This is a genomic window from Pseudomonadota bacterium, from assembly GCA_018823285.1.
In the GTDB taxonomy this organism is placed as follows: domain Bacteria; phylum Desulfobacterota; class Desulfobulbia; order Desulfobulbales; family JAGXFP01; genus JAHJIQ01.
Genome location: JAHJIQ010000066.1, coordinates 1 through 25389 on the forward strand (window position 1 = coordinate 1; position 25389 = coordinate 25389).

The 25389-nt window shown below is 53.8% G+C and carries 28 protein-coding genes; 24 read left to right on the plus strand and 4 right to left on the minus strand.

The window, feature by feature from the left end; translation table 11 throughout:
* Positions 1-275 precede the first annotated feature (275 nt).
* From KKG35_14750 to KKG35_14790, 9 genes are all read left to right on the plus strand, one after another.
* Positions 276-743 carry a nucleoside deaminase gene (locus tag KKG35_14750; GenBank protein ID MBU1739388.1) on the plus strand — a complete coding sequence of 156 codons (468 nt, stop codon included), beginning with the start codon at positions 276-278 and terminating at the stop codon, positions 741-743.
* Between the two features lie 108 nt (positions 744-851).
* A complete protein-coding gene (locus KKG35_14755) occupies positions 852-1484 on the plus strand; it encodes a tetratricopeptide repeat protein (GenBank protein MBU1739389.1) in 633 nt (210 codons plus the stop codon).
* 85 nt (positions 1485-1569) lie between these two features.
* A complete protein-coding gene (locus KKG35_14760; GenBank protein ID MBU1739390.1) occupies positions 1570-2589 on the plus strand; it encodes a hypothetical protein in 1020 nt (339 codons plus the stop codon).
* Positions 2590-2943: 354 nt separating this feature from the next.
* Entirely contained in the window at positions 2944-3582 is a 639-nt protein-coding gene (locus tag KKG35_14765; protein MBU1739391.1) for a hypothetical protein, read from the plus strand.
* Between the two features lie 270 nt (positions 3583-3852).
* Entirely contained in the window at positions 3853-5508 is a 1656-nt protein-coding gene (gene hcp, locus KKG35_14770; protein ID MBU1739392.1) for a hydroxylamine reductase, read from the plus strand.
* An 87-nt stretch (positions 5509-5595) separates the two neighbouring features.
* Entirely contained in the window at positions 5596-6357 is a 762-nt protein-coding gene (locus tag KKG35_14775) for an HD domain-containing protein (GenBank protein MBU1739393.1), read from the plus strand.
* A gap of 72 nt (positions 6358-6429) precedes the next feature.
* Positions 6430-7173 carry a 4Fe-4S binding protein gene (locus KKG35_14780; protein MBU1739394.1) on the plus strand — a complete coding sequence of 248 codons (744 nt, stop codon included), beginning with the start codon at positions 6430-6432 and terminating at the stop codon, positions 7171-7173.
* A gap of 192 nt (positions 7174-7365) precedes the next feature.
* Positions 7366-7869 carry a TlpA family protein disulfide reductase gene (locus KKG35_14785; GenBank protein ID MBU1739395.1) on the plus strand — a complete coding sequence of 168 codons (504 nt, stop codon included), beginning with the start codon at positions 7366-7368 and terminating at the stop codon, positions 7867-7869.
* Between the two features lie 113 nt (positions 7870-7982).
* Complete coding sequence (locus KKG35_14790; GenBank protein ID MBU1739396.1) at positions 7983-8192, plus strand: hypothetical protein; 210 nt, start codon at positions 7983-7985, stop codon at positions 8190-8192.
* Positions 8193-8395: 203 nt separating this feature from the next.
* Here KKG35_14790 and KKG35_14795 read toward each other — a convergent pair whose 3' ends face one another.
* Entirely contained in the window at positions 8396-8887 is a 492-nt protein-coding gene (locus KKG35_14795; protein MBU1739397.1) for a DUF456 domain-containing protein, read from the minus strand.
* Between the two features lie 194 nt (positions 8888-9081).
* Here KKG35_14795 and uppP point away from each other — a divergent pair, with 194 nt between their 5' ends.
* The 7 genes from uppP (at position 9082) to KKG35_14830 (ending at position 17940) form a co-directional block, all read left to right on the plus strand.
* Positions 9082-9888 carry an undecaprenyl-diphosphatase UppP gene (gene uppP, locus KKG35_14800; GenBank protein ID MBU1739398.1) on the plus strand — a complete coding sequence of 269 codons (807 nt, stop codon included), beginning with the start codon at positions 9082-9084 and terminating at the stop codon, positions 9886-9888.
* Positions 9889-10062: 174 nt separating this feature from the next.
* Entirely contained in the window at positions 10063-10761 is a 699-nt protein-coding gene (locus KKG35_14805) for a methyltransferase (protein ID MBU1739399.1), read from the plus strand.
* 10 nt (positions 10762-10771) lie between these two features.
* Entirely contained in the window at positions 10772-11596 is an 825-nt protein-coding gene (locus tag KKG35_14810) for a class I SAM-dependent methyltransferase (GenBank protein MBU1739400.1), read from the plus strand.
* Between the two features lie 399 nt (positions 11597-11995).
* The gene (locus tag KKG35_14815) at positions 11996-13450 is read left to right on the plus strand and encodes a TrkH family potassium uptake protein (GenBank protein ID MBU1739401.1); all 1455 of its coding nucleotides are present in this window, start codon (positions 11996-11998) and stop codon (positions 13448-13450) included.
* A gap of 37 nt (positions 13451-13487) precedes the next feature.
* Positions 13488-14900 carry a Trk system potassium transporter TrkA gene (gene trkA, locus KKG35_14820; protein MBU1739402.1) on the plus strand — a complete coding sequence of 471 codons (1413 nt, stop codon included), beginning with the start codon at positions 13488-13490 and terminating at the stop codon, positions 14898-14900.
* 280 nt (positions 14901-15180) lie between these two features.
* Complete coding sequence (gene mnmG, locus KKG35_14825; protein ID MBU1739403.1) at positions 15181-17037, plus strand: tRNA uridine-5-carboxymethylaminomethyl(34) synthesis enzyme MnmG; 1857 nt, start codon at positions 15181-15183, stop codon at positions 17035-17037.
* 57 nt (positions 17038-17094) lie between these two features.
* The gene (locus KKG35_14830; GenBank protein ID MBU1739404.1) at positions 17095-17940 is read left to right on the plus strand and encodes an MBL fold metallo-hydrolase; all 846 of its coding nucleotides are present in this window, start codon (positions 17095-17097) and stop codon (positions 17938-17940) included.
* A gap of 72 nt (positions 17941-18012) precedes the next feature.
* On the opposite strand, the gene KKG35_14835 is transcribed toward KKG35_14830, so the two are convergent.
* A complete protein-coding gene (locus KKG35_14835; protein MBU1739405.1) occupies positions 18013-18948 on the minus strand; it encodes a GGDEF domain-containing protein in 936 nt (311 codons plus the stop codon).
* 8 nt (positions 18949-18956) lie between these two features.
* Positions 18957-19745, minus strand: a complete 789-nt coding sequence (locus tag KKG35_14840; protein ID MBU1739406.1) for a prepilin peptidase — start codon at positions 19743-19745, stop codon at positions 18957-18959.
* 135 nt (positions 19746-19880) lie between these two features.
* Between KKG35_14840 and KKG35_14845 the strand changes: the two genes are divergently transcribed.
* The 8 genes from KKG35_14845 (at position 19881) to KKG35_14880 (ending at position 23816) form a co-directional block, all read left to right on the plus strand.
* Positions 19881-20279 carry a hypothetical protein gene (locus KKG35_14845; GenBank protein MBU1739407.1) on the plus strand — a complete coding sequence of 133 codons (399 nt, stop codon included), beginning with the start codon at positions 19881-19883 and terminating at the stop codon, positions 20277-20279.
* Between the two features lie 71 nt (positions 20280-20350).
* The gene (locus KKG35_14850; protein MBU1739408.1) at positions 20351-20884 is read left to right on the plus strand and encodes a hypothetical protein; all 534 of its coding nucleotides are present in this window, start codon (positions 20351-20353) and stop codon (positions 20882-20884) included.
* 52 nt (positions 20885-20936) lie between these two features.
* A complete protein-coding gene (locus tag KKG35_14855; protein ID MBU1739409.1) occupies positions 20937-21302 on the plus strand; it encodes a PilZ domain-containing protein in 366 nt (121 codons plus the stop codon).
* A gap of 82 nt (positions 21303-21384) precedes the next feature.
* Positions 21385-21939, plus strand: a complete 555-nt coding sequence (locus KKG35_14860) for a PilZ domain-containing protein (protein ID MBU1739410.1) — start codon at positions 21385-21387, stop codon at positions 21937-21939.
* Positions 21940-21951: 12 nt separating this feature from the next.
* Positions 21952-22263, plus strand: a complete 312-nt coding sequence (locus tag KKG35_14865) for an MTH1187 family thiamine-binding protein (protein MBU1739411.1) — start codon at positions 21952-21954, stop codon at positions 22261-22263.
* Positions 22264-22275: 12 nt separating this feature from the next.
* The gene (locus tag KKG35_14870) at positions 22276-22440 is read left to right on the plus strand and encodes a hypothetical protein (protein MBU1739412.1); all 165 of its coding nucleotides are present in this window, start codon (positions 22276-22278) and stop codon (positions 22438-22440) included.
* Between the two features lie 2 nt (positions 22441-22442).
* On the plus strand, positions 22443-23354 hold the full coding sequence (locus tag KKG35_14875) for a 4Fe-4S binding protein (protein MBU1739413.1): 912 nt from the start codon (positions 22443-22445) through the stop codon (positions 23352-23354).
* Positions 23355-23378: 24 nt separating this feature from the next.
* Entirely contained in the window at positions 23379-23816 is a 438-nt protein-coding gene (locus KKG35_14880; GenBank protein ID MBU1739414.1) for an SH3 domain-containing protein, read from the plus strand.
* 216 nt (positions 23817-24032) lie between these two features.
* Here KKG35_14880 and KKG35_14885 read toward each other — a convergent pair whose 3' ends face one another.
* Complete coding sequence (locus KKG35_14885) at positions 24033-24947, minus strand: diguanylate cyclase (protein MBU1739415.1); 915 nt, start codon at positions 24945-24947, stop codon at positions 24033-24035.
* Positions 24948-25389 lie beyond the last annotated feature (442 nt).

A 25389-nucleotide genomic window follows, 5' to 3' on the forward strand; every position in this document is an offset into this window, starting at 1 on the left:
CGAGCAGCTCGCCTGCTCGTACGAAACTTATACCCGCAGGGTGAAAAGCTTAAGTCGAGCAGCTCGCCTGCTCGTACCGATTAGTTAAGTTAAGCAGCGTGCCTGCTTATACGAAACTTATGCCCCCTGGGCGAAAGCGAGCTTGCGAGACATCGAGACTTAATACCCGCTGGGTGCAATAACGTGTCGGTTTCTCGCAGGCAAAGTGTTTTTATCGTCTGAAGTGCTGTTTCCGGAGAGGGAGGCGGCTTTTTTTCTTTGGGAGAATTTTGCAGATGGATGAGGAATTCATGGCGGAGGCCATCCGGCTCTCCGTGGAAAAAATGCAGGAAATGGAAGGAGGGCCTTTCGGGGCGGTCATTGTCCGTAACGGCAGGATCATCGCCCGGGGCTGGAACCGGGTCACTTCCACCAATGATCCCACCGCCCACGCCGAGATCGTGGCAATCCGGGAGGCATGCCGGGAGCTGAACAATTTCTGGCTCGGCGACTGCCGGATTTATGTGAGCTGTGAGCCGTGTCCGATGTGTCTTGCGGCAATCTACTGGGCGGGAATCAGGCAGCTCTATTATGCGGCGGAGAGGAAGGATGCCGCCGAAGTCGGCTTTGGCGACGAGTATATCTACAATGAAATCATCAAGCCGATCGGCGACCGCAACCTTGAGATGACCCAGATGATGCGGGAAAAAGCGCTTGCCGCCTTCGCGATCTGGGATACTATGGAGAACAAGATCGAGTATTGACGTCACTCGGTTTGGCGGGTGGGAGCAATCCGGGTTTTTTGCCGGTGCAGGATCCCGGATCTGTCGAGAGTGTTACCGAAAACTTTGCGAAAAAGATGGAACTGGAAAATGAATAACAAAATCAGAGCAGCACTTTCACCCTGCGGGTATAAGTCTCGATGTCTCGCAGGCTCGCTTATCGGTACGAGCAGGCGAGCTGCTCAACTCAGCTTTATGCTGGTAGCGGGCTTCGTTCTTCTCCTGCCTCTCCTTGCCGGGGCCAAAGAAGTGACCAAGTATGCGCAGGAAGAGGTCGAAAAAGGGTGGGGTTTTTTCCGGGACAATGATCTTGATGAGGCCCTGGGTCGTTTCAATCAGGCCATCATTATGGACCCGGCATTCGCCCCGGCCTATTACGGCAAGGCCCATGTGTACAGCGCCAGAAACCAGCCGGGCGAGGCGATCAAGTTCTTCCGCAAGACCATAGAGCTTTCCGATCCGCCGATGGTCGAGGCGTTTGTCAACCTCGGCTTCACCCTGACCCTGGCCGGACACGAGGAGGAAGGGTATGAGATGTACATGAAGGCGCTGGCGATTGACCCGAACAACAAGGACGCCCATATCAATCTCGCCCATTACTACTGCGGGCAGCTGAACGGCGCAAAGGCCTGGGAGCACATTCGGACCGCGCTCAGCCTGGGCGGGAAGATGCCGGAAGAGCAGCTGGCCGACATGCGTTCCATCTGCCCGGAAGAGAAATGAATTACGGATTTCAGCTTTCTGTGCGAACGATTCCGATTCCATGCCTCTTCTCCGAACGAGAATAATCAAACTCAAAATTCAGCAAATGGCTAAAAACCAGGTCCGGGTGACAGGCTTGACTTTACTGTACTGCTTGTTCTCCTGGCCCCCCATGGTCGGGGGCGCCACCGGTGACGCTTCTCCTGCCGACCTGGGCCACCGCTATGAACTGCCGGGCCACACGGGAAGAGTGGCTGAGATTGTCTTCCTGCCCGGCTCGGACCGCTATCTGGTCTCGGCAGGGTATGATGACAAAACCGTGCGTCTCTGGGATCTGCGGAAGAGAGAGGAGGTGGATCGGATTGAACTGGGCATCAAGATCAGCGATCTGGCGATCAGCCCGGACGGGAAGACTATCGAGGCCTTGAAAATCACCGGGGGGATCAAGCGGATCGCCCTGGGAAAGAACGGGTTTGGCAACCCCCGGTCGCATTGGGGCTCCGCGGGGGACTACGGACGTCTGGCAATCAACTCCGACGGCCGCTTCTACGCCATCGCTTCGCGAAATGAGGCGGTGACCGTCTGGAACGCCGAGAAGCGACGCAGGCACCAGTCCTACCTGGGGACCGAAGACTACCGGGCGGTGGCCTTCGCTCCGGGCAAGGCGATCTTCGCGGCGGCCGATTCTACCGACCGGTTGGCCTTCTGGGACATCCTGGCCCTGGAAGGTTTCGGTTCCAGACGCACCTACCGGATCCAGGGGGTCGCTCCGAAGCTCGGCACCTGGGACCTCGCCTTCAGCCGCGACGGCGGGCAACTGGCCACCAGCCATATCGACGGCCACGTCACCACCTGGCGGTTCACCGCTGAAAAGCTGGTCGCCAGCCAGGTCCATACTTTCGACCTGCCCCAGTCGGCCTTTGCGGTGGTCTTCAGCCCCGGGGGAGAATATCTGTTCGCCTCCTGCCAGGACGGCTCGGTATATCGGTGGGAGACCGCAAGCGGCAAGCCGGCAGGGATCTATCCGGGTAAATCCGGGTCACTCCTGGTTCTGGCCCTGGACCGGCGCGGTTCGACCCTGGCGGCGGGATCGCTGGAAGGCAGGATCGTGTTCTGGCAGAAATAAAGCTGAGTTGAGCAGCTGGTCTGCTCGTACGAAACTTATGCCCGAAGGGTGAAAAGCTGAGTTGAGCAGCTGGTCTGCTCGTACGAAACTTATGCCCTCTGGGCGAAAGCGAGCTTGCGAGACATCGAGACTTATACCCGCAAGGTGAAAAGTGAGGGTCGATGGCAACCATGCCGATAACCTGAATCCGTGACGGTTTATGCATCTTCCGTCTCAAGTGGCTGTAATTGCATGCAAAGATATTGCTCACGGATTCAGGGATAAGGCCTTCCCGGCCCGGGCCGTAATCCACGTGCAAGGGTTTCAAACGACATTCCCGACCTGATCGGGAATCCACCGCTTATCAGGGCTGAAATGGAAACCGGCAACCCAAGATCTTCCGGCAATCGACTTACCGACATCCTCTTCCGGGTCACCCCCCGTGATATCCTGGAGGCGACCGGTCCTCTGGTAATGGCCGCGACCTTCGCCTTTGTCCTTTACGGCATCCAGGTGCCCTTCGATTTTCTGGTCTTCTTCGGATTCGGGCTGCTTTACTGGCCCCTGTACGAAATCGTCGGGCTCCTGGCCGGGCTGGGACTGGGCGCTCTCTTCAGGACCCTGCCGGCCAGCCGAAAGGACGCGTTTCGTAACGGTCTCCTCCCGCTGGGGTTGGGTATTGTGGTGATCGGGCTTTTCTACTTCGGACAATGGGTCTGGCTGGTGATTTTCAGCCATCTGCTGGGGTTGGTGCTTGGGCGGACGGAAGTAAACGACCGGGGGCAGGGTTGTCGGCAAGGCGTGACAACCGGCCTCCTTCTCCTGGCGGTCCTGTTTCTGATTGTTGTCGGTTTGCCGACGAAACTGAGCGACATGTTTCAATTCCCCAATGTGGTTGGTGATCTGGTTTTCCTGCCCGGGATGCTGATCATCGGGATCGGCTACTACTTGCTGATGGCCGGATCCACAGTAGTGATCAGCAGCGGCTCCAGGCACGGCGGGCAGAGGAACTGAATAGCGGCCATTGTACTCCAAACCACATGAATACATGGTTGAATTCTGGTCTCCGACAACGGTGTTTTTATGAACATGCAAAGCAAAACCTGTCTCGACGCTGCTCGAAGTCTCACTTAAAAAAATCCCTCCTTTGACCTAAGTCAACGTCACAAATCTCTCCTTCCGCTATCCTGTTGAAAAATCAGTTGTCAAACCGTGTTTTGGTTAACGGCTTAAAAATTTGCATCGTGTTAATTTTTATTTAATTTTTTTCAGGAGGATTGTGAAATGTTCTGTAACCAGTGTGAACAAGCGGCGAAGGGCGGGTGTACCAAAATCGGAGTGTGCGGCAAGGATGCGGATATTTCCGCCCTGCAGGATCTGCTGATCCATGCGCTGCAGGGGTTGTCTTTATTTGCGGTGGAGGGCCGCAAGGTTGGTGTCGCCGATGCGGATACCGGTCTTTTTACCTGCGAGGCGGTGTTTTCCACCCTCACCAATGTGAATTTTGATGCCGAGCGGCTGGCGGGATTGATTGGAAAAACTGTGGAGTTGCGGAACGAGCTTTCCGACAAGGTTGCCAAGGCCGGCGGGAAAACCGATTTTGCCCAGGCGGCTGCCACCTTCACCCCGGCGGCGGACCTTGCAGGTTTAATTGCCCAGGGCAACGGTGTGGTGGTGACCGGCGTGGCCGATGACCATGAGGATATCAAGTCGTTGAAGAGTATTCTGCTCGGCGGGTTGAAGGGAGTTGCGGCGTATGCGGATCATGCCAGGATTCTCGGCCGGGAGGATGACGCGATCTATGCCTTCATCCATGAGGCGCTGGCCGCCACCCTGCAGGAAAATCTCTCTGCCGGTGACTGTGTCGCGGCAGCGCTCAAATGCGGGGAGGTGAACCTGCGGGCGATGGAGCTTCTCGATGCGGGAAATACCGGGACCTACGGTCATCCGGTGCCGACTTCAGTCCCCCTTGGCGCCAAAAAGGGCAAGGCGATCCTGGTGTCCGGTCATGACCTGAAGGACCTGGAGGAGATTTTGAAGCAGAGCGAGGGCAAGGGGATCAACGTCTATACCCACGGCGAGATGCTGCCCACCCATGGCTATCCCGGGCTCAAGAAATACAAGCACCTGCATGGTCATTACGGGACCGCCTGGCAGAATCAGGGCAAGGAATTTCCCGAGTTTCCCGGCGCGATTGTGATGACCACCAACTGTATCCAGAAACCGAAGGGGTCATACCGCGACAACATCTTTACCACCGGCCTCGTCGCCTGGCCCGGCGTGAATCATGTGGGAAGCGACAAGGATTTTACCCCGGTGATCGAGAAGGCCCTCTCCATGGGTGGTTTCTCCGAGGATACCGAGAAGGGGTCGGTCATGGTCGGTTTTGCCAGGAACACCGTACTGTCGGTGGCCGACAAGGTGATCGCGGCGGTCAAAAACAAGGATATCCGCCATTTCTTTCTGGTGGGCGGGTGTGACGGCGCCAAACCCGGTCGGGATTACTACACCGAACTGGTCGAGAAGGTCCCCGCGGACTGCATGGTTTTGACTCTCGCCTGCGGGAAGTTCCGTTTCTTCGACAAGAACCTTGGCGAGATCGGCGGGATCCCCCGGCTGCTCGATGTCGGTCAGTGCAACGACGCCTATTCGGCGATCCAGATCGCGGTGGCGCTGGCCGGGGCCTTTGACTGCGGCGTGAACGATCTGCCGCTGTCGATGATTCTCTCCTGGTATGAGCAGAAGGCGGTGGCGATTCTTCTCACCCTGTTCCATCTGGGTATTCAGGACATCCGGCTTGGACCGAGTCTGCCGGCCTTTATCACCCCGAACGTGCTGAAGGTTCTGGTTGAAAATTTCGCCGTGAAACCGATCTCGACCCCGGATCAGGACCTGAAGACCATCCTCGGTGAAGGATACAAGGAAAACCAGGCGGCCTGAGGCAAATACTTGCAGTGCCTGGAGCAAATCCTTATGATTGGGAAATGCTCCAGGCGCTTTGGTGAAACAGGAAGAGGAGGCTGAACAATGAAATGTCCAGGGCAGGACAGCCGGTATTGGGACGGGGCGGCGGTATTTGAGGCGGCCTGTACCAAGTGCGGGGCGACCATCGAATTTTTCAAGGACGACAGTACGCGTAAATGCGGCAACTGCGGGCACAAGATGCTGAATCCGCAGACGGACTTCGGCTGCGCCTCCTATTGCCCCTACGCCGAACAATGCCTGGGTGAGCTGCCCCCCGAGTTACTGGCAGGCAAACAGGATCTCCTGAAAGAACGGGTCGCGATCGAGATGAAGAAGTATTTCGACGGGGACTTCAGGCGGATCGGCCACGCCGGCAAAGTGGCCCGCTATGTGGAGCGGATCGGCGCAAAAGTCATGGAGAACTGCGGCGGGGAGGGAGCCTGCGCTTCCTACAATCCGGCGGTTGCCGGGATTGCCGGGTATCTGCATGATATCGGGATCAAGGAAGCGGAGCTGAAATACAATAGTTCCTCGGCAAAATACCAGCATCAGGAAGGCCCGCCGGTGGCCCGGCAGATCCTAGAGGGGCTTGGCGCCAACGAGGGGCTTATTGAAGAGATCTGCGATATCGTGGGGCACCACCACACCCCCCGGGATGAGGAGACCCTGAACTTCAAGGTCCTCTACGATGCCGATCTGATCGTCAATCTGGAAGAGAAGGGCAAGGAGTCGCCGGCCGATCCTGCGCATCTGGAAAAGATATTGAGAGGTTCTTTCCTTACCGCTGAAGGGGCGGAAGTGGCACGGGCGGTTCTGGGCAAATGAGCATCTAAGCGGAATTTACGGGGATTTCCCGAACATTTCACAGACAGAAAAATGTCGGACCGGAGGTGGTCGATGAAAGTTTTGCGGAAGATAATCGAGATTGATGAAGAGCTCTGCAATGGCTGCGGGGAATGTGTTCCTTCATGCGCGGAAGCAGCGCTGGTGATTGTAGACGGCAAGGCGAAAATGCTCGGCGAGAAGTATTGCGACGGTCTTGGCGCCTGCCTGGGGAATTGTCCGCAGGGGGCATTACGAATTATCGAAAGAGAGGCCGATGATTTCGACGAAGAAGCGGTCGAGGAACTTCTGCGCCGGCAGAAGAAAAAGGAGCAGCCGGTCAAGGCTGCACCGCCGCCGATGGGAGGGTGTCCTTCCGCCGGGTTGCAGAGTTTCCGGCAATCTTCCCCCTGCAAGGCTGCCAATGCGCCGGTTTCCACCGGAGGGGGCGCTTCGGCGCTGGGCCATTGGCCGGTCCAGATCAGGCTCGTTCCTCCTTCGGCGCCTTTTCTGAAGAATGCCGATCTCCTGGTTGCGGCCGATTGTACGCCGGTGGCCTACCCGGATTTTCACAAGGATTTTCTCGAGGGCCGGGCGATCATGATGGGCTGCCCCAAGTTCGATGATGTTGAAGGCTACGTCAACAAGTTCCAGGAGGTTTTTGAGACCGCAGGGATCAAATCGATCAAGATGCTGATCATGGAAGTTCCCTGCTGTTCGCAGATGCGGGGGATCATTGCCGAGGCCCTCAAACGGTCCGGTCGGGATATCCCGGTCAGCGAAACGGTGATCAGCGTGCGGGGAGAGGTGGTCGCGTAATTTACGCCCGGACATGGATCTGGTTTTCAATCGGCGGAATGACCGGGAAGATGTGCTGAGGAGTGCGGTGAGGCAGAGAAAATCCTTTGTTCCTTTCCGCAAAACCTGTATCTTTAGCTGCGGTTCAGGAAAAAAAAGGCACATTTTTTTAAGACGTGCTCCCGAGAAAAATATTCACAAAGGTATGCGCCATTGAAGATATCCAGGTCCGTCTCAATCATCTTTGCCGGCTTTCTTCTCTGTGCCGGTCTGCTTTGCCATGTGGGGAACGCTGACGCGGCCAAGAAGATGCCGGAGTTTTCCCTGAAAACCGTAGCCGGAGATCAGGTTGTTGATTCAACCGCCCTGCGCGGCAAGATCCTGCTGATTAATTTCTGGGCCACCTGGTGTCCGCCCTGCCGGAAAGAGATCCCGTTCCTGATGGAACTTCATAAAAAATACCAGAGAAAGGAATTTTCGGTGATTGGCATCTCTCTTGATCAGGGCGGGAAAAGACTGGTGCAGAAATTTGTCGACAAGCTGCAGATCAATTACCCGATAGTGATTGGTGATGCAAAGATCGCCAAAAGTTTTGGCGGGGTGGTCGGAATTCCCGTTTCTTTTCTGGTGGACCGGGAGGGGAATCTGGTGAAACGGTATGACGGGTATGTCTCTGAAAACATACTTGCCAAGGATATTGAGCGGCTGCTGGATTGATTTCCAACCGGCAATCAGTACAGTTTTTCTTGACAGGTTTTCTAATCTGATTTAACTTTTTTCACTCTGAACTTGGTGTTTCATTCTTTTAATTTTCATAAAGGAGAGAGAAAATGAGTAAAAAGATTATGACTCTGGTTCTGGCTATGGCATTTACCGTTGGTGTGGCAGGCGTCAGCCTTGCCGCCAAAAGCGCTACCTGTGAAGTAAAAGCTATCGACGGCAATACCGTTACCCTTGAGTGCAAGGATACGAAAGGCCTGAAAGAAGGCATGAAGGTCAAAGTGAAATCTGCCGTGAAAAAGGCTGTTGAGGGTTGCTAAGAAGCAACGCTTGAACATGCATAGCGAAACGCATTCCCCGCAGCTTGCTGCGGGGAGTTTCAATTGTGGATTTGTCAGCTGCCTGGCGTAATGCCAGGCAGCTTTTTTTTGTCCTGCAGCACCCTTTCACCCTTCGGGTACTCACTTCAGTACCCCCTTGAGGTATAAGTTTCGTACGAGCAGGCGAGCTACTCGACTCAGCTTTATCTGTAGAGGCGGTAAAAGATCAGCACCGCCATCAGCAGGCCGACCATAAATTCAAAGAACAGAGAGAGCAGGGTGCCGATCAGGGCGCCGACCCCGGCTTTCAATGCTTCCTGGAGTTCCTTGTAGTCAAAGATGATTTCAAAGGCGATCGCTCCGATAAAGGTGCCGGCAAAGATGCCACCCGGAATGGGCAGGACGAGGCCCGCGAACATGCCAAGGCACGCCCCGATGATCCCGTAGCGGGAGGCTCCCATTTTTTTGCTGCCGGCGGCGGTGATGGCATACTGGCCGCCGTAACCGATCAGGAAGACCAAGGTGAGGATAAACAGGAATTTCCAGTCCAGCGGGGCAAAATTGCTCGCGAGACCATGGAGCACGGCCGCGGCCAGAATGATGGCCGTGCCGGGCAGGGCGGGGAAGAGGGTCCCGAGCAGACCAAAAAAAACCACAAATACAAGTAATGCGTTGATAATATTGATATTTTCCATGTGAGACCTTGGGGTGATCCTGCCAATAAACTGAAGTTCTATGCATTTCTGACCAATTGATTCAAACTACCCGGTAAACGTTGTAAAGTCATTATCAGAACTGAAATTTGTTCCGGGAACCCGCCATCGCTTAACAGAGCGTAACTACAGGTTTTTGTTTACTTTATACCCTCTCTTACGTATAGTGCCAGCCCATGAACCTATTTTATGCGATACTTCTTGGAATCCTGCAGGGGGCAACGGAGTTTCTGCCGATTTCAAGTTCCGGACATCTGGCGCTGGCCGAGCATTTTCTCGGTCTCGAAGAGGCAGGGCTTTCCTTTGATGTCGCCCTCCACCTCGGGACATTGCTTGCGATCCTGATATATTTCCGCAAGGATTTCCTGTTGATGGCCGGAGCCCTTTTGCATCGAGGTGGAACAGACGATGGTCCATTGTATCGCAGGCTCGCTCTGTACATCTGTATCGGGACGGTTCCCGGGGTTCTGGCCGGGCTTTTTCTCGGGCATATGGCTGAAGAAGGTCTCCGCCAACCGCTCTATGTGGCAACGGCGCTGGGCGGGGTCGGCCTGTTTCTGCTCTGGGCGGAGAGAGCCGGCTCCAGGGTGAAGGATATGCAGAGTCTTCGACTTTCCGATGCGCTGATCGTTGGTCTTTTTCAGGCCCTGGCCATTGTTCCCGGTGTTTCCAGAAGCGGCATAACCATGACCGCCGGACTGTTCATTGGTTTCAGTCGTGAGACGGCGGCAAGGTTCTCCTTTCTGTTGTCTGCCCCGATCATTTTCGGCGCCGGGGTGTACAAGATACCTGAGATCATCAGCAAGGGCGGCGAGTCGGGACAGTTTGCCTTCTATCTCGCCGGGTTTCTGGCTTCGGCTGTTTCCGGGTATCTCTGTATCGCCTGGCTGCTTAAATTCATCAGAACCAGAAGTTTTGATCTCTTCGCCTATTATCGGCTGGTTCTTGCCGGGATTGTTTATCTGGCTGTATTTCTAGGGTAGACAGTCTTCTGAGCTCCCGAAAAAACCATTTTCCCGAAACAAAAAAATATGGGGTATTTTCCTGAACCCGGCATCCGGATGATCTGAACATGCAACGTGGGGCGAATTTTCTGCAGCACGAAAGCGGTATTTCGGCTGCGGGGCGCTTCAATCAATTCCAGAGGAGAACATAGTATGGATACGACAAAACTCCCAGACAAGGCGGCGGAAATTCTGCGGCGCCTGAGGAGGAAATATAAGACCGAGTTCGATACCTTGCGTTTTCGTGACCGGGAGCTCAAAATCCTGCAGGTTTCGGACATCGAACCATTGCTGGCCGGCAAAGATCCCTTTGCCGATGTATCGAATTTCCCCTTCTGGGTAAAACTGTGGGAATCGGCGATGGTCCTGGCCGACACTATGGCCGCGATGCCGGTTGAGCAGGGGAGCACCCTGCTTGAGCTTGGCGCCGGACTCGGCGCGCCAGGTCTGGCGGCAGCCATGGCTGGTCACAAAGTGACTTTGAGTGATTATGAGCCCCAGATCCTCGATTTTCAGAGGGTCAGCGGTGCGGCAAATGGTTTGACCGGGGTTTCCTATGTCAAACTGGACTGGTTGAAGCCGAAGATGAAAACGAAATTTAAGACCATTATCGGAGCGGAGATTTTGTTCCGGGAGGATTTTTTTGCGCCGCTGCTGCAAATCATGCGCAATAATCTTGAAGATGGCGGGACGATCTATCTGGCCCATGACAGCCGTCGGAAAAGCCTGAAACCATTTCTTGAGTTGGCCTCCGAGCATTTTGCGATCGGCGCCATGGCGAGGAAGATGACCTCCGACGACAAGGAAGTGACGATTGTCCTGAACCGGCTGCAGCCGCTCTACAAGGGATGAACCGGGGGTGATCGGGATTGACTCAATCGACTGGAACACTCTGTGGCGGGAGTGCCGCAACAGTCGTAGCAATAAAGGAAAAGGGCGAGCGGATTGGGACAAAAAGGCCGCCTCTTTTGCCCGCCGGAATCGTGGCAGTTCGTACAGTGAAAGGCTCGTCGATTATATTGACCCCGGCCCTGAAGAAACGGTCCTCGACATAGGGGCTGGGCCGGGCACCCTCGCTCTGCCGCTGGCGAGACGGGCGAAACGGGTCACGGCCCTCGATTTTTCCGAGAAGATGCTGGAGGAGCTGCAGAGGGAAGCTGCTGCACAGGGAATTGATAATATCGTTGTTCATCACGCCGCCTGGGAGGATGACTGGCAGGCACTCGGCATTCCGCCCCATGATATTGCCGTTGCTTCAAGATCGATGTCGGTGGATGATCTGGAAGGGGCTCTGAAAAAGATCGACCGCTGGGCCTTGCGCAGGGTCGTGATCACCGATCGGGTGGGTTCCGGGCCTTTTGACCCGGATGTGTTCCGGGCGGTTGGTCGTGCTTTTTCTCCCGGCCCGGATTATATTTACACGGTCAATATTCTGCACCGGCTCGGGATTTATGCGGGAATCGATTTTATGGATGCCGAATTTTCGAAAACCTATCTCAGCCGAGAAGAGGCTGTTGATTCATGCCTCTGGATGCTGGAAGAGATCAATCCCGAAGAGCAGGCCGCCTTTGATGCATTTATCGAAAGCAGATTGACCCGTCTTGAAGATGGAAGCTGGCAGCTCAAAAGAGCACATACCCCGAAATGGGCAGTAATCAGTTGGGAAAAGGTGCAGCCTGAAGTTTAACGGGCTGAAAGAACGGAGGTGGGGTGTTGATGGTAATATGCTGATTTTATTGCAAAAGATGGCTGTTGGTGATGCGGGCAATTTGACTTTCCATCACTTTAAGAGCGATTTAAATAGGCTATAAGATCTTTGCCGGCAATATTTATTGAACAGCACACTAATCAGAACCCCCTCGGAGTCTATGCATGCCTGAGGGATGTAAGGGGCGTTGAATACCATTACGTAAATCGTGCTAAAAAACACTCTTCAGTTTCGTGTTTTTTTCGCAAGAGTATGAGGTGAGTCACTCAACGGGAGAAAAAATTAATTCCAGCAAAGTAGTTACAGCTGGCAGCACCCACTGTCAGGTTTACTGAACGAACCCTGATCCGGCTGCGCATACCGTCACTCCAAATTCCTATGCATTTTATTTCAATCGCACATGTCCTGGGGCTTCTATTAATAGTTACCGGCAGTTCCATGTTTTTGCCGGCGATCTGCTCCGTTTATTACAATGAAGCGGATCTGTTGCCTATTATCTGCTCGGCGTTGATCACCGTTGGTCTCGGCTTGCCCAGCTGGAAGTATTGCCGAAGCGATGAAGAGCTGAATATAAAAGACGGTATTTTTATCGCTGTCTTCGGCTGGTTTCTGGTTTCTGCCTTATCCGGACTGCCCTTCATGATCCACGGGGCAATCCCTTCTTTTACCGACGCCTTCTTTGAAATGATGTCCGGTTATACCACTACCGGCGCCACCATCCTTACCGATATTGAATCGCTTCCGCACGGCCTTTTGTTCTGGCGGAGCGAGACCCACCTGCTGGGTGGTATGGGCTTTCTGACCCTTACGGTCATTTTCCTGCCCAAAGGAATGGGCGGTATGCGTCTGTTTCGGGCCGAGTCGAGTCCGGGACAGGTGATCACCAAGGAAAAATTCAAGGCCCGGAACAAAGACACCATGATCATGCTCTGGCTGATCTATCTGGGGCTTAATATCCTGGAGATCATCCTGCTTTGGCTGGGCGACATGCCGATGTTCGATGCCATGTGTACCGCTTTCGGTACGGTCTCCACATCGGGCTACTCGCCCAAAAACTTAAGCATCGGCCATTATAACAGCGCCTATTTCGACTGGATTATTACCCTGTTCATGTTTCTCGGCGGCATGGCCTTTATCCTCTTCTACCAGATGATGCAAGGCGACTGGCATGCGATCAGGATAAATACCGAGTTTCGCTGGTATCTAGGTTTTATCCTGTTTTTCTGCGGGATGGTCTCGTTCATTTTATGGCAGAACAATACCTATGGTGCTATGGATTCGCTGCGCTACGGGACGTTTCAGGTGATGTCTTTATTGACCACCACGGGCTTTGGCACCGCCGACTATGAACTATGGCCCCAGGCCTCCCAGATGTTTCTCTACGCGGTATGCTTTATCGGTGCCTGTGCCGGGTCGACCACCAGCGGGATTAAGGTGGTCCATTATGTGATCATCTGCAAGTACATGTATGCCTCGATTCGCAAGTTGTTTTTTCAACCCATGGCGGTAGTCTCGATCCGGCTTAATGAACGACCGGTGGAGCGGTCAATCATTGATCTGGCAATCTGTTATTTTATCGTCAATATATTCATGGTGCTGCTTGGCGGCTGTTTCATGGTTCTGGTAGACTCCATGGATTATGTCACTGCCATGAGTTCGGTGATTGCTTCCCTGATGAACATCGGTCCCGGCTTCGGAGACGTAGGGCCGTCAGAGAACTACGCCTTTATCTCGGATACAGGAAAATGGTTTCTGGCCTGGAATATGCTGGTCGGGCGTCTGGAGATGTTCTCGGCTCTGGTTGTTTTCTATCCCTCATTCTGGAAGAAATAGACCCGATTTAACGATTTTAAACGGAAGATACTTCGCCATGTTTGGAAAAAAAGCAACATCACAACAGGAAAATATTCTTATCCTTGGCCTGGGCGGCATGGGCTTTTATCTTGCCAAGCGGTTGCAGCATGAGGGCTACTCGGTTACTGCCATAGAACCGGACAGCAAACTCGTCAGTTATGCGGACGCCAATCTGGATGCGCGATTCATAACCGGTTCGGCACTCTCCATCGAACACTGGCGAGAGGCCAATGCCGAGAAAATGGATTACATGATTGCGGTGACCAACAAAGATGCGCTCAATATGATGGGAGCGCAGATCGCTGACAAGTTCGGCATCCCGCAGAAGATCTGCCGGATACGTCACCAGGAGTTCGGCAAGGAAGACTCCCTGTTGAGCGGTGAGGATCTGAAGATCGACCTGTTCATCAACCCTGAGGAACTGGTCGTCCAGGAAATCGTTCGCTTGATCAAGCGAACGGCCGGCAATGAGGTCATCGACGTTGCCATGGGCCAGGTGCAGGTGATGGCCACCCGGATCAGTGCCGAATCTCCAATGGCCAATAAGAGTCTGATTGAAATCGCCCAGACATATAATGAATTCCCATTCCGGGTTGTGGCCATCGGCCGCGGGATCAAGACCATCATCCCTGGTGGCCGGGATAATATTCTGCCCCAGGACCAGGTACTTTTCATGGCGGGTCGCGAAGACCTGAAGATGTTGATGGAATTAACCGGTGTCAAGCAACAGCGTCGCTACCGGGTGATGATCCTGGGCGGCGGTATGGTGGGCAGCCTGGTTGCTGAACAGCTGGGTAAAACGATGCAGGTCAGGCTGATCGAAAGAGATGAAGAGCTGGCCGAAAAGCTGTCCGCTGAGTTGCCGGAGACAGAGGTTCTGCTTGGTGACGGCTCCGACAAAGAAGTGCTGCTGGCGGCCGGCTTGCTGAATATGGATACCTTTATCGCTGCCACCGGCGAGAATGAGACCAACATCATGAGCTGCCTGATGGCCAAGCACCTGATGAGCGAACAGGATGAGAATAAACAGTTGAAAACCGATCGAAAAACAATATCCCTGGTCAACAAAGAGGATTATCAGGTCCTTGCCACGACCAGCGGCTCTGATATCGCCCTGAACAAAAAAATCCTTGCCGGTAACGAAATCCTCACCTATATCAGACGGAGTGAACTGCTTTCAGTCTCACATCTGCACGGTTTTGACGCAGAGGTGATCGACCTGGTTGCACCTCCCGGCTCCCTCATTACCCGCAAGCCTTTGTCGCAGCTTCAACCGGTGATTGCCGGAAAAATTATCATTGGCAGTGTATTCCGTGAGGATAAGTGGTCGGCGGCAGTAGGAGACACCCATATCCAGGAGGGGGAAAGAGTTATCGTGATCTGTGCATCGCAATATTTCAAGGACTTGAGGGAATTGTTTGCATTTTAGAATGCGGGTAGTCGATGGCTATTCTTCCAGAAAAAAGGTTCCCCTCGCAGTCTCGAAGATGGCGTGTGGTGCGGCAGTCAGAGGTTTATGATGTTTGACAGGCACAGCGAACGCTTTCCTCGCAGCTCAAAGACTTACGCTTGTCTGCCGCGAGGAGCTTCAAATCCCGACAGGAAGGAGCTGTTTCCACGGCCCCCTGATTACTGGAGAATGGCCGGCAAGCCGGTTTGGCGCTGGAAGCTGAAGGAAAGTGAGGGCAGAAACGGTGGCTGGCATTTCAATGTATGACGTGATTGTGGTAGGCGCCGGGCATGCCGGGTGTGAAGCGGCCCTTGCCGCCGCCAGACTTGGCTGCCGGACTGCGGTGGTGGTGATCAACGTCGACACCATCGGCGCCATGTCCTGCAACCCTGCGATCGGAGGGCTTGCCAAAGGCCATCTGGTGAAAGAGATAGACGCCCTGGGCGGTGAGATGGCAAAGAATATCGATGCCACCGGCATCCAGTTCCGGCGGCTGAATACCAGCAAGGGACCTGCCGTCTGGTCGTCGAGGGCCCAGGCGGACCGGTTGCGTTACCGGCTGCGGATGAAGGAAGTCCTGGAAGGGCAGGACAATCTCGAGATCAGGCAGGGGGTGGCCGACCGATTCATCCTCGAAGAGGGCAGGGTGGCCGGAATTATCACCTCCCTCGACGAAGAGCTCCGGGCCGGGGCGGTGGTTGTCGCCACCGGCACCTTTCTGAACGGCCTGATCCATATAGGCCTGAAGTCGTTTCCGGCAGGACGGATGGGCGACTCGCCCTCGGTCAGTCTTGCCGAGGACCTCCGCAGACTCGGGTTTGCCATGGGCCGGATGAAGACCGGGACCACCCCTCGCCTGGATGGCAACTCCATCGACTATTCCGAACTTGAGCCCCAGGAGAGCGATGATCCGCCCGCGCTCTTTTCGTATGGGAGCAGTACGACCACTCTTCCCCAGTACCCCTGTCATATCACGTATACGAATGAGAAGACCCACGAGATCATCCGGGCCGGGTGTGACCGGTCGCCGATGTTTACCGGGATCATCGAAGGGATCGGGGCGCGATACTGCCCCTCAATCGAAGACAAGGTGTTCCGCTTCCCTGAGAAGACACGGCACCAGATCTTTCTTGAACCGGAAGGGATTGATACCGTCGAGGTCTACCCGAACGGGGTGCCGACGAGTCTGCCGATCGATGTGCAGGAGGCGATGCTGAAAAGTATCAAGGGGCTTGAGAATGTGCGGATTATCCGCCCCGGCTATGCCATCGAATATGATTATGTCGATCCTCTGGAACTGGCTCCGTCTCTCGAAACCAAGAAGATCGGCGGCCTCTTTCTGGCCGGTCAGATCAACGGCACTTCCGGGTATGAGGAGGCGGCGGCCCAGGGGCTGATGGCCGGGATCAATGCCGCCCGCAGCGTGAGAAGTGAGGCGCCGGTTATCCTTGATCGCTCCCAGGCCTATATCGGGGTCCTGATTGATGATCTGGTGACCTGTGGAACGAAAGAGCCGTACCGGCTTTTCACCTCCAGGGCGGAATATCGTCTGCTGCTCCGGGAGGACAACGCAGACCTCCGTCTGACCGGGATCGGTCGGGAGATCGGTCTGGTCGGCGAAACCGCTCACGCGCGTTTTACCGTGAAAAAGAAAGGGATCGCTTCGGGCGTCAGCTGGTTTGAATCGGCAACGATCAAACCGGTCAAGGAGGTGAATCTGAGGCTTGAAGCTCTTGGCAGTGCGCCGCTCAAGCAGCAGGTTTCTCTGGCCGATCTCCTCCGGCGGCCGGAAATGGACATCGACAGGGTTGCTCAAGTGTACGGAAAGGAAATGGAGGTCGATCTTCAGTTCAAAGACGATATCCAGCTCCATATCAAATATGAGGGGTACATCAAAAGACAGCAGGAACAGGTAGAGCGGTTCCGCAAATTTGAATCCATTGCCCTGCCTGCTGATCTCGATTATGCGAGTCTGTCCGGCCTTTCAAACGAGGTGGTGGAAAAACTGACCCGGGTCCAGCCGATCAATCTCGGCCAGGCGTCACGGATATCGGGGATCACCCCTGCGGCCATCTCGATCCTGCAGGTCTATCTGAGGAAGTCCGGGCTCATGTGACCGGTTTTCCATTTACAAGTATTCGATATTGTTCTTTAAATTTGAGGATATGGTGCTGTGCCGAAAAGCTTGAAAATCGGACAATTTGAAATATTCTGGCTGCGTGGCGGGGAGTTCGAGCTTGACGGAGGATGCATGTTCGGCGTGGTTCCCCGGGTTCTCTGGCAGAGAAAATTCCCGTCAGGGGATGACGGTCATGTGCGGCTGGCCAATGACCCGATTCTGGTTAGAACCCCTGAAGCCAACATCGTTATCGACTCCGGTCTCGGCAACAAGCTGACCGGGAAGCAGAAGGCAATATTCCGGGTGACCCGGGAGTGGCAGGTGGAAGAGGGCCTGGCGGAACTCGGTCTCAACAGAAATGAGATCAGTCACGTGATCCTGACCCATTGCGATTTCGATCATGCCGGCGGGGTGGTCATGTATGGCAGGTCCGGCGCTCCGGAGCTCACCTTCCCGGAAGCCGTGCATCATGTCCAGAGGGCGGAATGGGAGGATGTGCTCGCTCCCGGCAGGAGGGCCGAGAACTCCTACTGGCCGGTCAATCTTGATCTGCTGAAGGAGAGCCCGCAGCTGAACCTGGTCGGTGACCGTGCTGAACCGGTGACGGGAGTTGAAATGGTCCGGACCGGCGGCCACACCAGGGGGCATCAGATCATCAGGCTCTCGTCAGCGGGTGAGTCGGCGGTCCACCTGGGTGATCTTCTGCCCAATCAGGCCCACTTTCATCCGCTCTGGGTCACCCCCTACGATAATTTTCCCCTTGAATCCATAGCGCAAAAGGAAGTGCTGATTGCTGGAGAGGCGGAGAAGAACAGCTGGTTTCTTTTTTATCACGACCCCTATATGGCTGCCTGCAGGATCGATTCCGGCGGTGAAATCACTGAGAGATTTGTTCTCTGATCAGGGATGATCGCCCCTGGCAAATATTGGGGCCATGCTCTGGGATCATTGGTGGACGGGGCGTTCTGCTCCTCACTGATCCTTCACTTCGGTGCGGTTGCGACCGGTTTTTTTGGCAATGTACAGGCAGCGGTCCGCTTCTTTGAATAATTTCTCCGGTGAGGGGGTTTCCCCCTCCTTCATGGTGGCGACCCCGATACTGAGCATGGCCTGAAACTGTTGCCCGTTGTAGACGTGGGTCTTGTCCTGGGCCGCCTGGCGGATCCGGTCGCAGATCCTGAAGGCCTGCTCGCCATTGGTCTCCGGCAGGATCAGCAGAAATTCCTCGCCGCCATAGCGCCCCAGAGTGTCATAGTCTCTGAGCAGGCCGGTGATAAACTGGGCCAGATCATGGAGAATCATGTCCCCGCACTGGTGCCCGTAGGTGTCATTGATCTCTTTGAAATGATCAATGTCGATCAGGGCCACCGACATGGGCCGTTTCTTTCTTTTGTGAACCACGAGCTCTTCAGACAAACGGTCAAGAATATTGCGCCGGTTTGCGATCTGGGTGAGATCATCGGTCTGACTGAGCAGTTCGAGTTCCGCCTTTGATCTGAGCAGTTCGTTCTGGTTGGTGATCCAGTCACTGACGTCGAATATGGAGAGAAGCACATGTTCGGTGTCGCCGTCACCATCCTTGAGGGGGGAGATGATTACGGTCTGTTCCATCGGGGTGAGTTCCTCTTCCAGATATGATCTTGCGGAGTGAAATGGAAACATGTGCTGGTGGACCTTGTTGGAGAAGAACACGGGTTTGCCTTTTTTAAAGACTTCCCGGGCTTTTTTGATCAGCCCCTTTTTCTGCAGTTCCGGAAAGATCTCCTGGAGCTTTCGCCCTTTTACTTCAGCCGGGCTGAAGGTGCTGTGCTCCCTCATCCAGCGGTTCCACAACACCACCCGGAGGTCTCTGTCGATTACTGTGGCGCCGATACTGAGATGGTCAAGCAGCTGGTCATGATCGATCATTGCCGACCTCAGTATGGTGGTGGCATGAATAGAGTGTTGAACAGGTTCTGGATTTCCCGATTGTAGAAAAGATAGAGAATAGCCGCAATCGACAGAAAAGGCCCGTAGGGGATAACGGTCCGCCCGCCCTTCTTCTGCCGGATCATTGCAAAGATACCGACAACCGACCCTAAAAGAGAACTGCCGAAGACCACAAACGGCAGGGACTGCCAGCCAAGGAAGGCGCCGATCATCGCCAGCAGTTTGATGTCGCCGCCACCCATCCCCTCCCGCCTGGTCAGCAGGTAGTAGGTGGCGGCAATCAGGTACAGGCTGCCGCCGCCGAAAAGAACTCCCAGCCCTGAACTTTGCCAGCTGACTTCCGGGTTTGCAAAGGAAAAAGCGAAGCCTGCCAGAATGCCCGGCAGGCTGATCACATCAGGGATGATCTGGTGGTGAAAATCGATGAAGATGATCACCAGCAGGGCCGCGCAGAAGAGGAAATAGCCGGCAAAGGCGGGGGAGAGGGAAAATCGGTAAAAAAGGGCTGCGGCCAGGAGCCCCATCGCGATTTCAACCAGGGGGTACTGGATTGAGATGGATGTTTTGCAGGAACGGCAGCGTCCTTGCAACACCAGGTAGCTCACCACCGGGATGTTGTCGAACCAGCGAATGTCCTTTTTGCAAGCCGGGCAATGGGAAGGGGGAAAAATAATGGAGTTTCCTTCCTCGGGAAGCCTTACGATAACCACATTCAGGAAACTGCCGACCACAGCCCCGAAGAGAACAGCGAAAATGTAGAATAGAATGTCGATCATGATCCGGTTTATTTTAATATTTACAAGGTTTTGAGAGTATATTTTATTTTGCCGATCAGATAAAGTTAAACTTTTCTGTCCGGGAAAGGTGTTGCGCCAGGGGGGCGATTTTACGGAAGATGAAGGAGGGTGGTATTGGCAGGATCGGATGAAAAGGGCAACGAACTGGCAGCGGAAGAGGCGGTCCAGCTTCTTAAAATCGAGATCATGGCCCAGGACTGGTCTTTAAGCAGCAGAAGGGCTACCGGGGTCGGTGAGGCCTTGAAGGTGCTGCACCCTTTTATGAAAGGGCGAAAGGGGGCGATCCATATCATGGGAATGGCAAGGGGGGCTTTGGATCATATTGTCCTGCATGGCAGGGAGGTTCGCCCTGAGGTCATGGATTTTCTGAAAGCCGCGCTGGCGAATATCGTCACCCTTTATGAGGACGAAGGAGCGGGCGGCGGCGCCAGGGAGGCGGAGCTTTTTCACCGGACGTATGATAATTTCAAAAAGCTCAAGGCGATGGTTGCCGGTAGAAAGAAAATCAGATAACTTTTAAAAAAGATGGTAGATTTTACGATGTACCTTTTTCTTGAAGCTCAAGCGTCAAGGGGGCGGTGATTGTGCCTGATATTAAAGAACGTGAGATAAATACCATCGGTTTTCAGACGGGCCAGGAAATCCGGATTTTCACGATCGGTGATCGGGAGATGGGCGTTTCTGAGGCGAATGTTGCCGCAGTCAAGGACATATCAGAACGAGAGGCGACCAGGTGTCAGCAGCGGGCCGGTGTCTGCCTGAAAGACTTTGGTGGTTTCTGGACGAACCTTGCCACATTGTTTAACGGCCCCCTTGCCGAATACAATAACAGATTGCTCAGGAAAATGACCCTCCCGGTGATGGTTCCGAAGGGGATCGGACTCTCTCAGCTCCCAGACAGCGGCGCACGATTCCTGGTTGTGCTCTCTTCCGGCAACTGGCACGGCGTCATACTCTGTTCGCAGGTCCATGAACAGCCCATATTGCTCGGCAGTTTCACGCCATCCCGGAATGGTGATGTGAGCGGTCTGATAGAACGAAGCAATGTTGATGATATTCTGCTGATTGATGTGATATCATTGCTGAAACGTGAGGGGTTTCTGACGGTTGTAGTGTGAGTTTTCTGAAGGCAAGCCCCTTTCTTTCCCACGTATCGCAAGGGAGGATGATATGACAAACCGAAGGGAGAATACCAGGGTCAAATTCAAAGGAACTATCGATCTTCATTTTCCCGGTCGATCGTTCGCCGATTGTGAAACGAGTGACCTCTGCCTCCACGGGGTGTTCGTTGCCGGGGTAAGTGGTCTGGCGGCTGGTGATGAATGTGACGTTTCGCTTCGCCTCAGCGGGGCAACCAGCGACATTGTTTTGCGGATGAAAGGGAAGGTGGCCAGACTTGAAAAAAATGGAGTGGGGCTCAAGTTCTCCGAGATTGATCTGGACAGTTTTTATCATCTCAAAAATATCCTGTATTACAATTCCGGTGATCCGGATGTGCTGGAGGAAGAGTTTCAGCGTCAGCTGGCAGGGAAATGATTCCCCTCTCCCGGTAACAGTTGGGGAGCGGTTCTGAAAAAAATAATGGCATCAGAAATAACCATCATTAGTGGGTGGCTTTATGATCAACAGAGCAGAGAACAGGCGCCGTGATGTCCGGGTTACTTTCAAGGCAACGGCCAGGCTGCGGTTTTCAGAAAACAGGTTGTATGACAACTGCGCAACCAGAAACATCAGTGTCAGCGGAGTGCTGGTAGATGATGTGACCGGGGTGGGGCAGGGCGAGAAGTGTGATGTGGAATTTCACTTGAGCGGCCGGACCAGTACTCTGGTTCTCGAGATGTCCGGCGAGGTGGTCCGGGTCGACGAGAATAGCGTCGCTCTGCAGTTCTTCGGAGTCGATCAGGACAGTTTCTGCCATCTGCAGAACATCGTGTATTTCAATTACAAAAATCCCGGTGAACTGGGTGAAGGCTACGAGGAGATCCTGGCCAGTGTCGATGACGAGAGCCTCTATTACGGCATGATTGACGACGGGGCCTTGTCCTCCGGTCTGTTGAGCGAAGATGATGACTATGATGATCTGCTCGGTGATGATGAGTATGGAGATGATTTTGATCAGGATATTCTGGAGCAGGTCGGGCATCGTCCCGCCGAAGACGAAGACTATCATTAGGGAGGGGCTGGAATGGCTTTGATGCAGATTAATATAGTCCCCCTTGGCTCTGCCTCGACCAGTGTCGGCGAGTTTGTTGCAGGTGTTCACAAGGCGCTGGAGAAAGAGGATTTCAAGTGGGAATTGACCGATATGGGGACCGTGGTCGAAGGAAACGCCGGGGAGCTCCTGGAGCTGGCGGCCAGAATACACGAGGTCCCATTTCAGAAAGGGGTGCGCAGGGTTGTGACCCAGATCGTTATTGATGATCGTCGGGACAAAGAGGTTGTTCTGGGCGGGAAAGTCGCCTCAATCAGAGAACGGCTGAATATAGCCGATGGATAATGTGACCGGACAATGGCAACGAGCGGTAAAACTGAAAAACCAAGGGTCAGGAAAAGGCCGGTTATTGCTGTCCTGGTATTTATAGCCGTCTGGATGATCGGGATTGCCTGCGGTGAACCATCCCGGGTTCTTGAACAGGCGGTCCAGATCTGCCTGAGCTGCATCGGGATAGGGTGACCATGGAGACTGTACGGAAATGGGTCCAGGTCATCTTCGGTTTTCTGGTGAACGGCAACTGGGCTTTTCCTTTCACCAGAACCATCTACCAGGGGCCGCTGAAAGTAATCTGCGCTCCCGGGCTGAATTGCTATTCCTGTCCTGCCGCCACAACCTACTGTATTCTTGGCTCTTTGCAGCAGCTTCTGGCGAATATCAGGTTGTCGCTGGAAACGGGCCAGATGTATTTCGGCGCTTATGTTGTCGGTTCGGCCGGGATTCTGGGCGCCATGTTCGGCAGGATGATCTGCGGGTGGGTCTGTCCGTTTGGTTTTATCCAGGAACTTCTCCATAAGATACCTTCAAGAAAATTCGGGATTCCAACTGTTTTAAAATACGGCAAATACGCTTTTCTCCTTTTTTTTGTCATCCTCTTTCCCCTGTTGCTTGTTGATGAGTTCGGGGCGGGATCTCCCTGGTTCTGCAAGTATGTCTGTCCTGCCGGGACCCTTGAGGCAGGCATCCCCATGATTATTCTCCAGCCGGGACTTCGTGCCAGCTTGGGGTACCTCTTTTTGAATAAATTTGTTATCATGGTTGCGTTTATTGTCTGGAGCGTGCTTACCAGCCGGCCCTTCTGCCGGACCACCTGTCCCCTTGGGGCGTTTTACGCGCTGTTCAGTAAATTCAGACTGGTAAGACTTCGGCACCTGGAAGCAAACTGCACCAGATGTGCGGCATGTCACAGTGTCTGCCCGATGGGGGTGAATTTTGACGAATCGCCCGATGACAGTGAGTGTATTACCTGCATGAGATGCATGACCAAAGCATGCAAGTTTGATGCGATATACCTCGAAGTGGGAGGTATCCCTGTTAGAACCGGAAGGATTCCGCATTCACCTGTCATGGTTTCCGATAGTGCCAAGACCGATTAATTTATTTTACGGAGTTTGTTTGTTATGAAGAAAGTGATCCTGACAGTATTTCTTGTTCTGGCCCTGACTGTGTCTGCCAAGGCTGAGACAATGGTCAGTATCAATGGCCCGAAGGTGAACATGAGGTCCGGACCCGGGACCAGTTTTTCGGTGCTCTGGGAACTTGGTGACGGGTTTCCCCTGAAGATCGTCGGTTCCAAAGGGGACTGGTATAAGGTTGAGGATTTTGAAGGGGACGGCGGCTGGATCGAGAAAAGTCTGGTGCATCGGGACCCGCATATGATCGTCAAAAAACAGCGGATCAATGTCCGCAGCGGCCCGGGGGAGGGTTATCGGATAGTCGGCAAGGCCAATTACGGCGTCGTATTCAAAACGCTCAAGCAGAAGAACGGCTGGGTCAAGGTCAAACACGAGAACGGCCTGGCCGGCTGGGTCACCCGCAGCCTGTTGTGGGGATGGTGAGCCGTCGGGAAAGGCAGGGTAGAGCACTAAAAAAACCGCCTGCAGTTTTAATAACTGCAGGCGGTTTTTTTATTTCCGGCGGAGAGAAAAGTCTGTGAATACTGTTTGCTAACAGCTCTTTGGTTGACCGAAGAAGGTGTCATGCATAACGAAATTGAAAGACCTGACGAAGGATCATGCAATGGAAACATCAGGTCTGGTCTGGACTACTTCAGGTCAGGCGTTTGCCGGCCAGACGCCGACCTTGTTGCGACCGTTTGCCTTGGCGTGATAAAGGACCTTGTCGGCATGTTCAATGGTGTCTTTCAGTTCTTCATTTGCCGAGAGTGGGGCGATGCCGAACGATGCGGAAATATTGAGCCGTTTTGTGCCGGACACGTCATAAATTGTTTTTTTGCTCAGTTCTTCCCTGACCCGGTCGATAAGATGATGTGACGTCTCAACCGTTGTTTTCGGCATACAGATCATAAATTCCTCGCCGCCATACCGGCAGATTGAATCGTAAGGGCGCATGTTCTCCATGATGAAATTGGCGATGGAGGCCAGCGCCCTGTCGCCGGCAGTATGTCCCAGATGATCATTGATTTTTTTAAACCGGTCGATATCGAGCAAAACGAGGCAGGCGGGTTCGTTAAACCTCTTTACCCGGGAATGTTCCTGTTCGAGGATGCGGAAGAAAGCCTCCCGGTTAAAGGCGCCGGTCAGATAATCAAAAGAAAGCATCAGTTTGAACAGGTCGTCCCGCAGATTCATGAGAGACTCTGTGAACGCGCCATCGGAACGGACAAAATTGTCGTATTCAACCCGGGCAATGCTTTCGCCTCTATTCGCTTTCATGACGATGTTGCGCATCTGCTCATGCACCAGTCGGTGTTGTTTTTCCAGCCCCGTAAACTCCGGTTTCTGCTCCAGAAAGTTATTGCGTTTCCCATAAAACCAGCGCCCGAAATAGCATTGTTTATGGGACTCTTCAGAAGCGTACTGCTCTTCAACATAGATCCCGCAGATTATTCTCGTATTCCATTCCGCAAGCCATTTTCGATGGCTGTTGATTGCTTCGGTGAGCTGCATGAAAGATGATTCGACTTCGTCAATAGTCGGAGTTTTGATGGAACCGGGGAACTCTGTCATTTTGTAGTCTCCCTGCTAATGGTGCCTTCCGGATGGATTCAAGCTGCGGAACGGCCGGTTGAATGCCGGGCTCCATGACGCTTTTCCTCTTCACTCATTGCCAGATCCCCAGCCCCCCTCCGAGATGTATCGAGATCAGGGGGCAGGATTATATCAATGGTAGGGAAAGAAAGAGACGGAAAACAATCACCCAATGTCCTGATTTTTTAACTACAAAAAATGTCTGGCGGTCTACATCGCGAAGATTTCCTGGCTGTGAAAATGGTGTAATTCGGGGCCGCCCGGCTCATCCTGCCCATTTTCGCAAACAGGTTTAGTCGTTTAGGATGAGGACCTCTCATCTTTTTCATGCAAAACTCCTTTCTGACTAGGAAAAAAATACAGCCATGAGCTGATTGATTTACGCCAAATGATTTTGAGATAAAAAAACATGCGTTCCGGC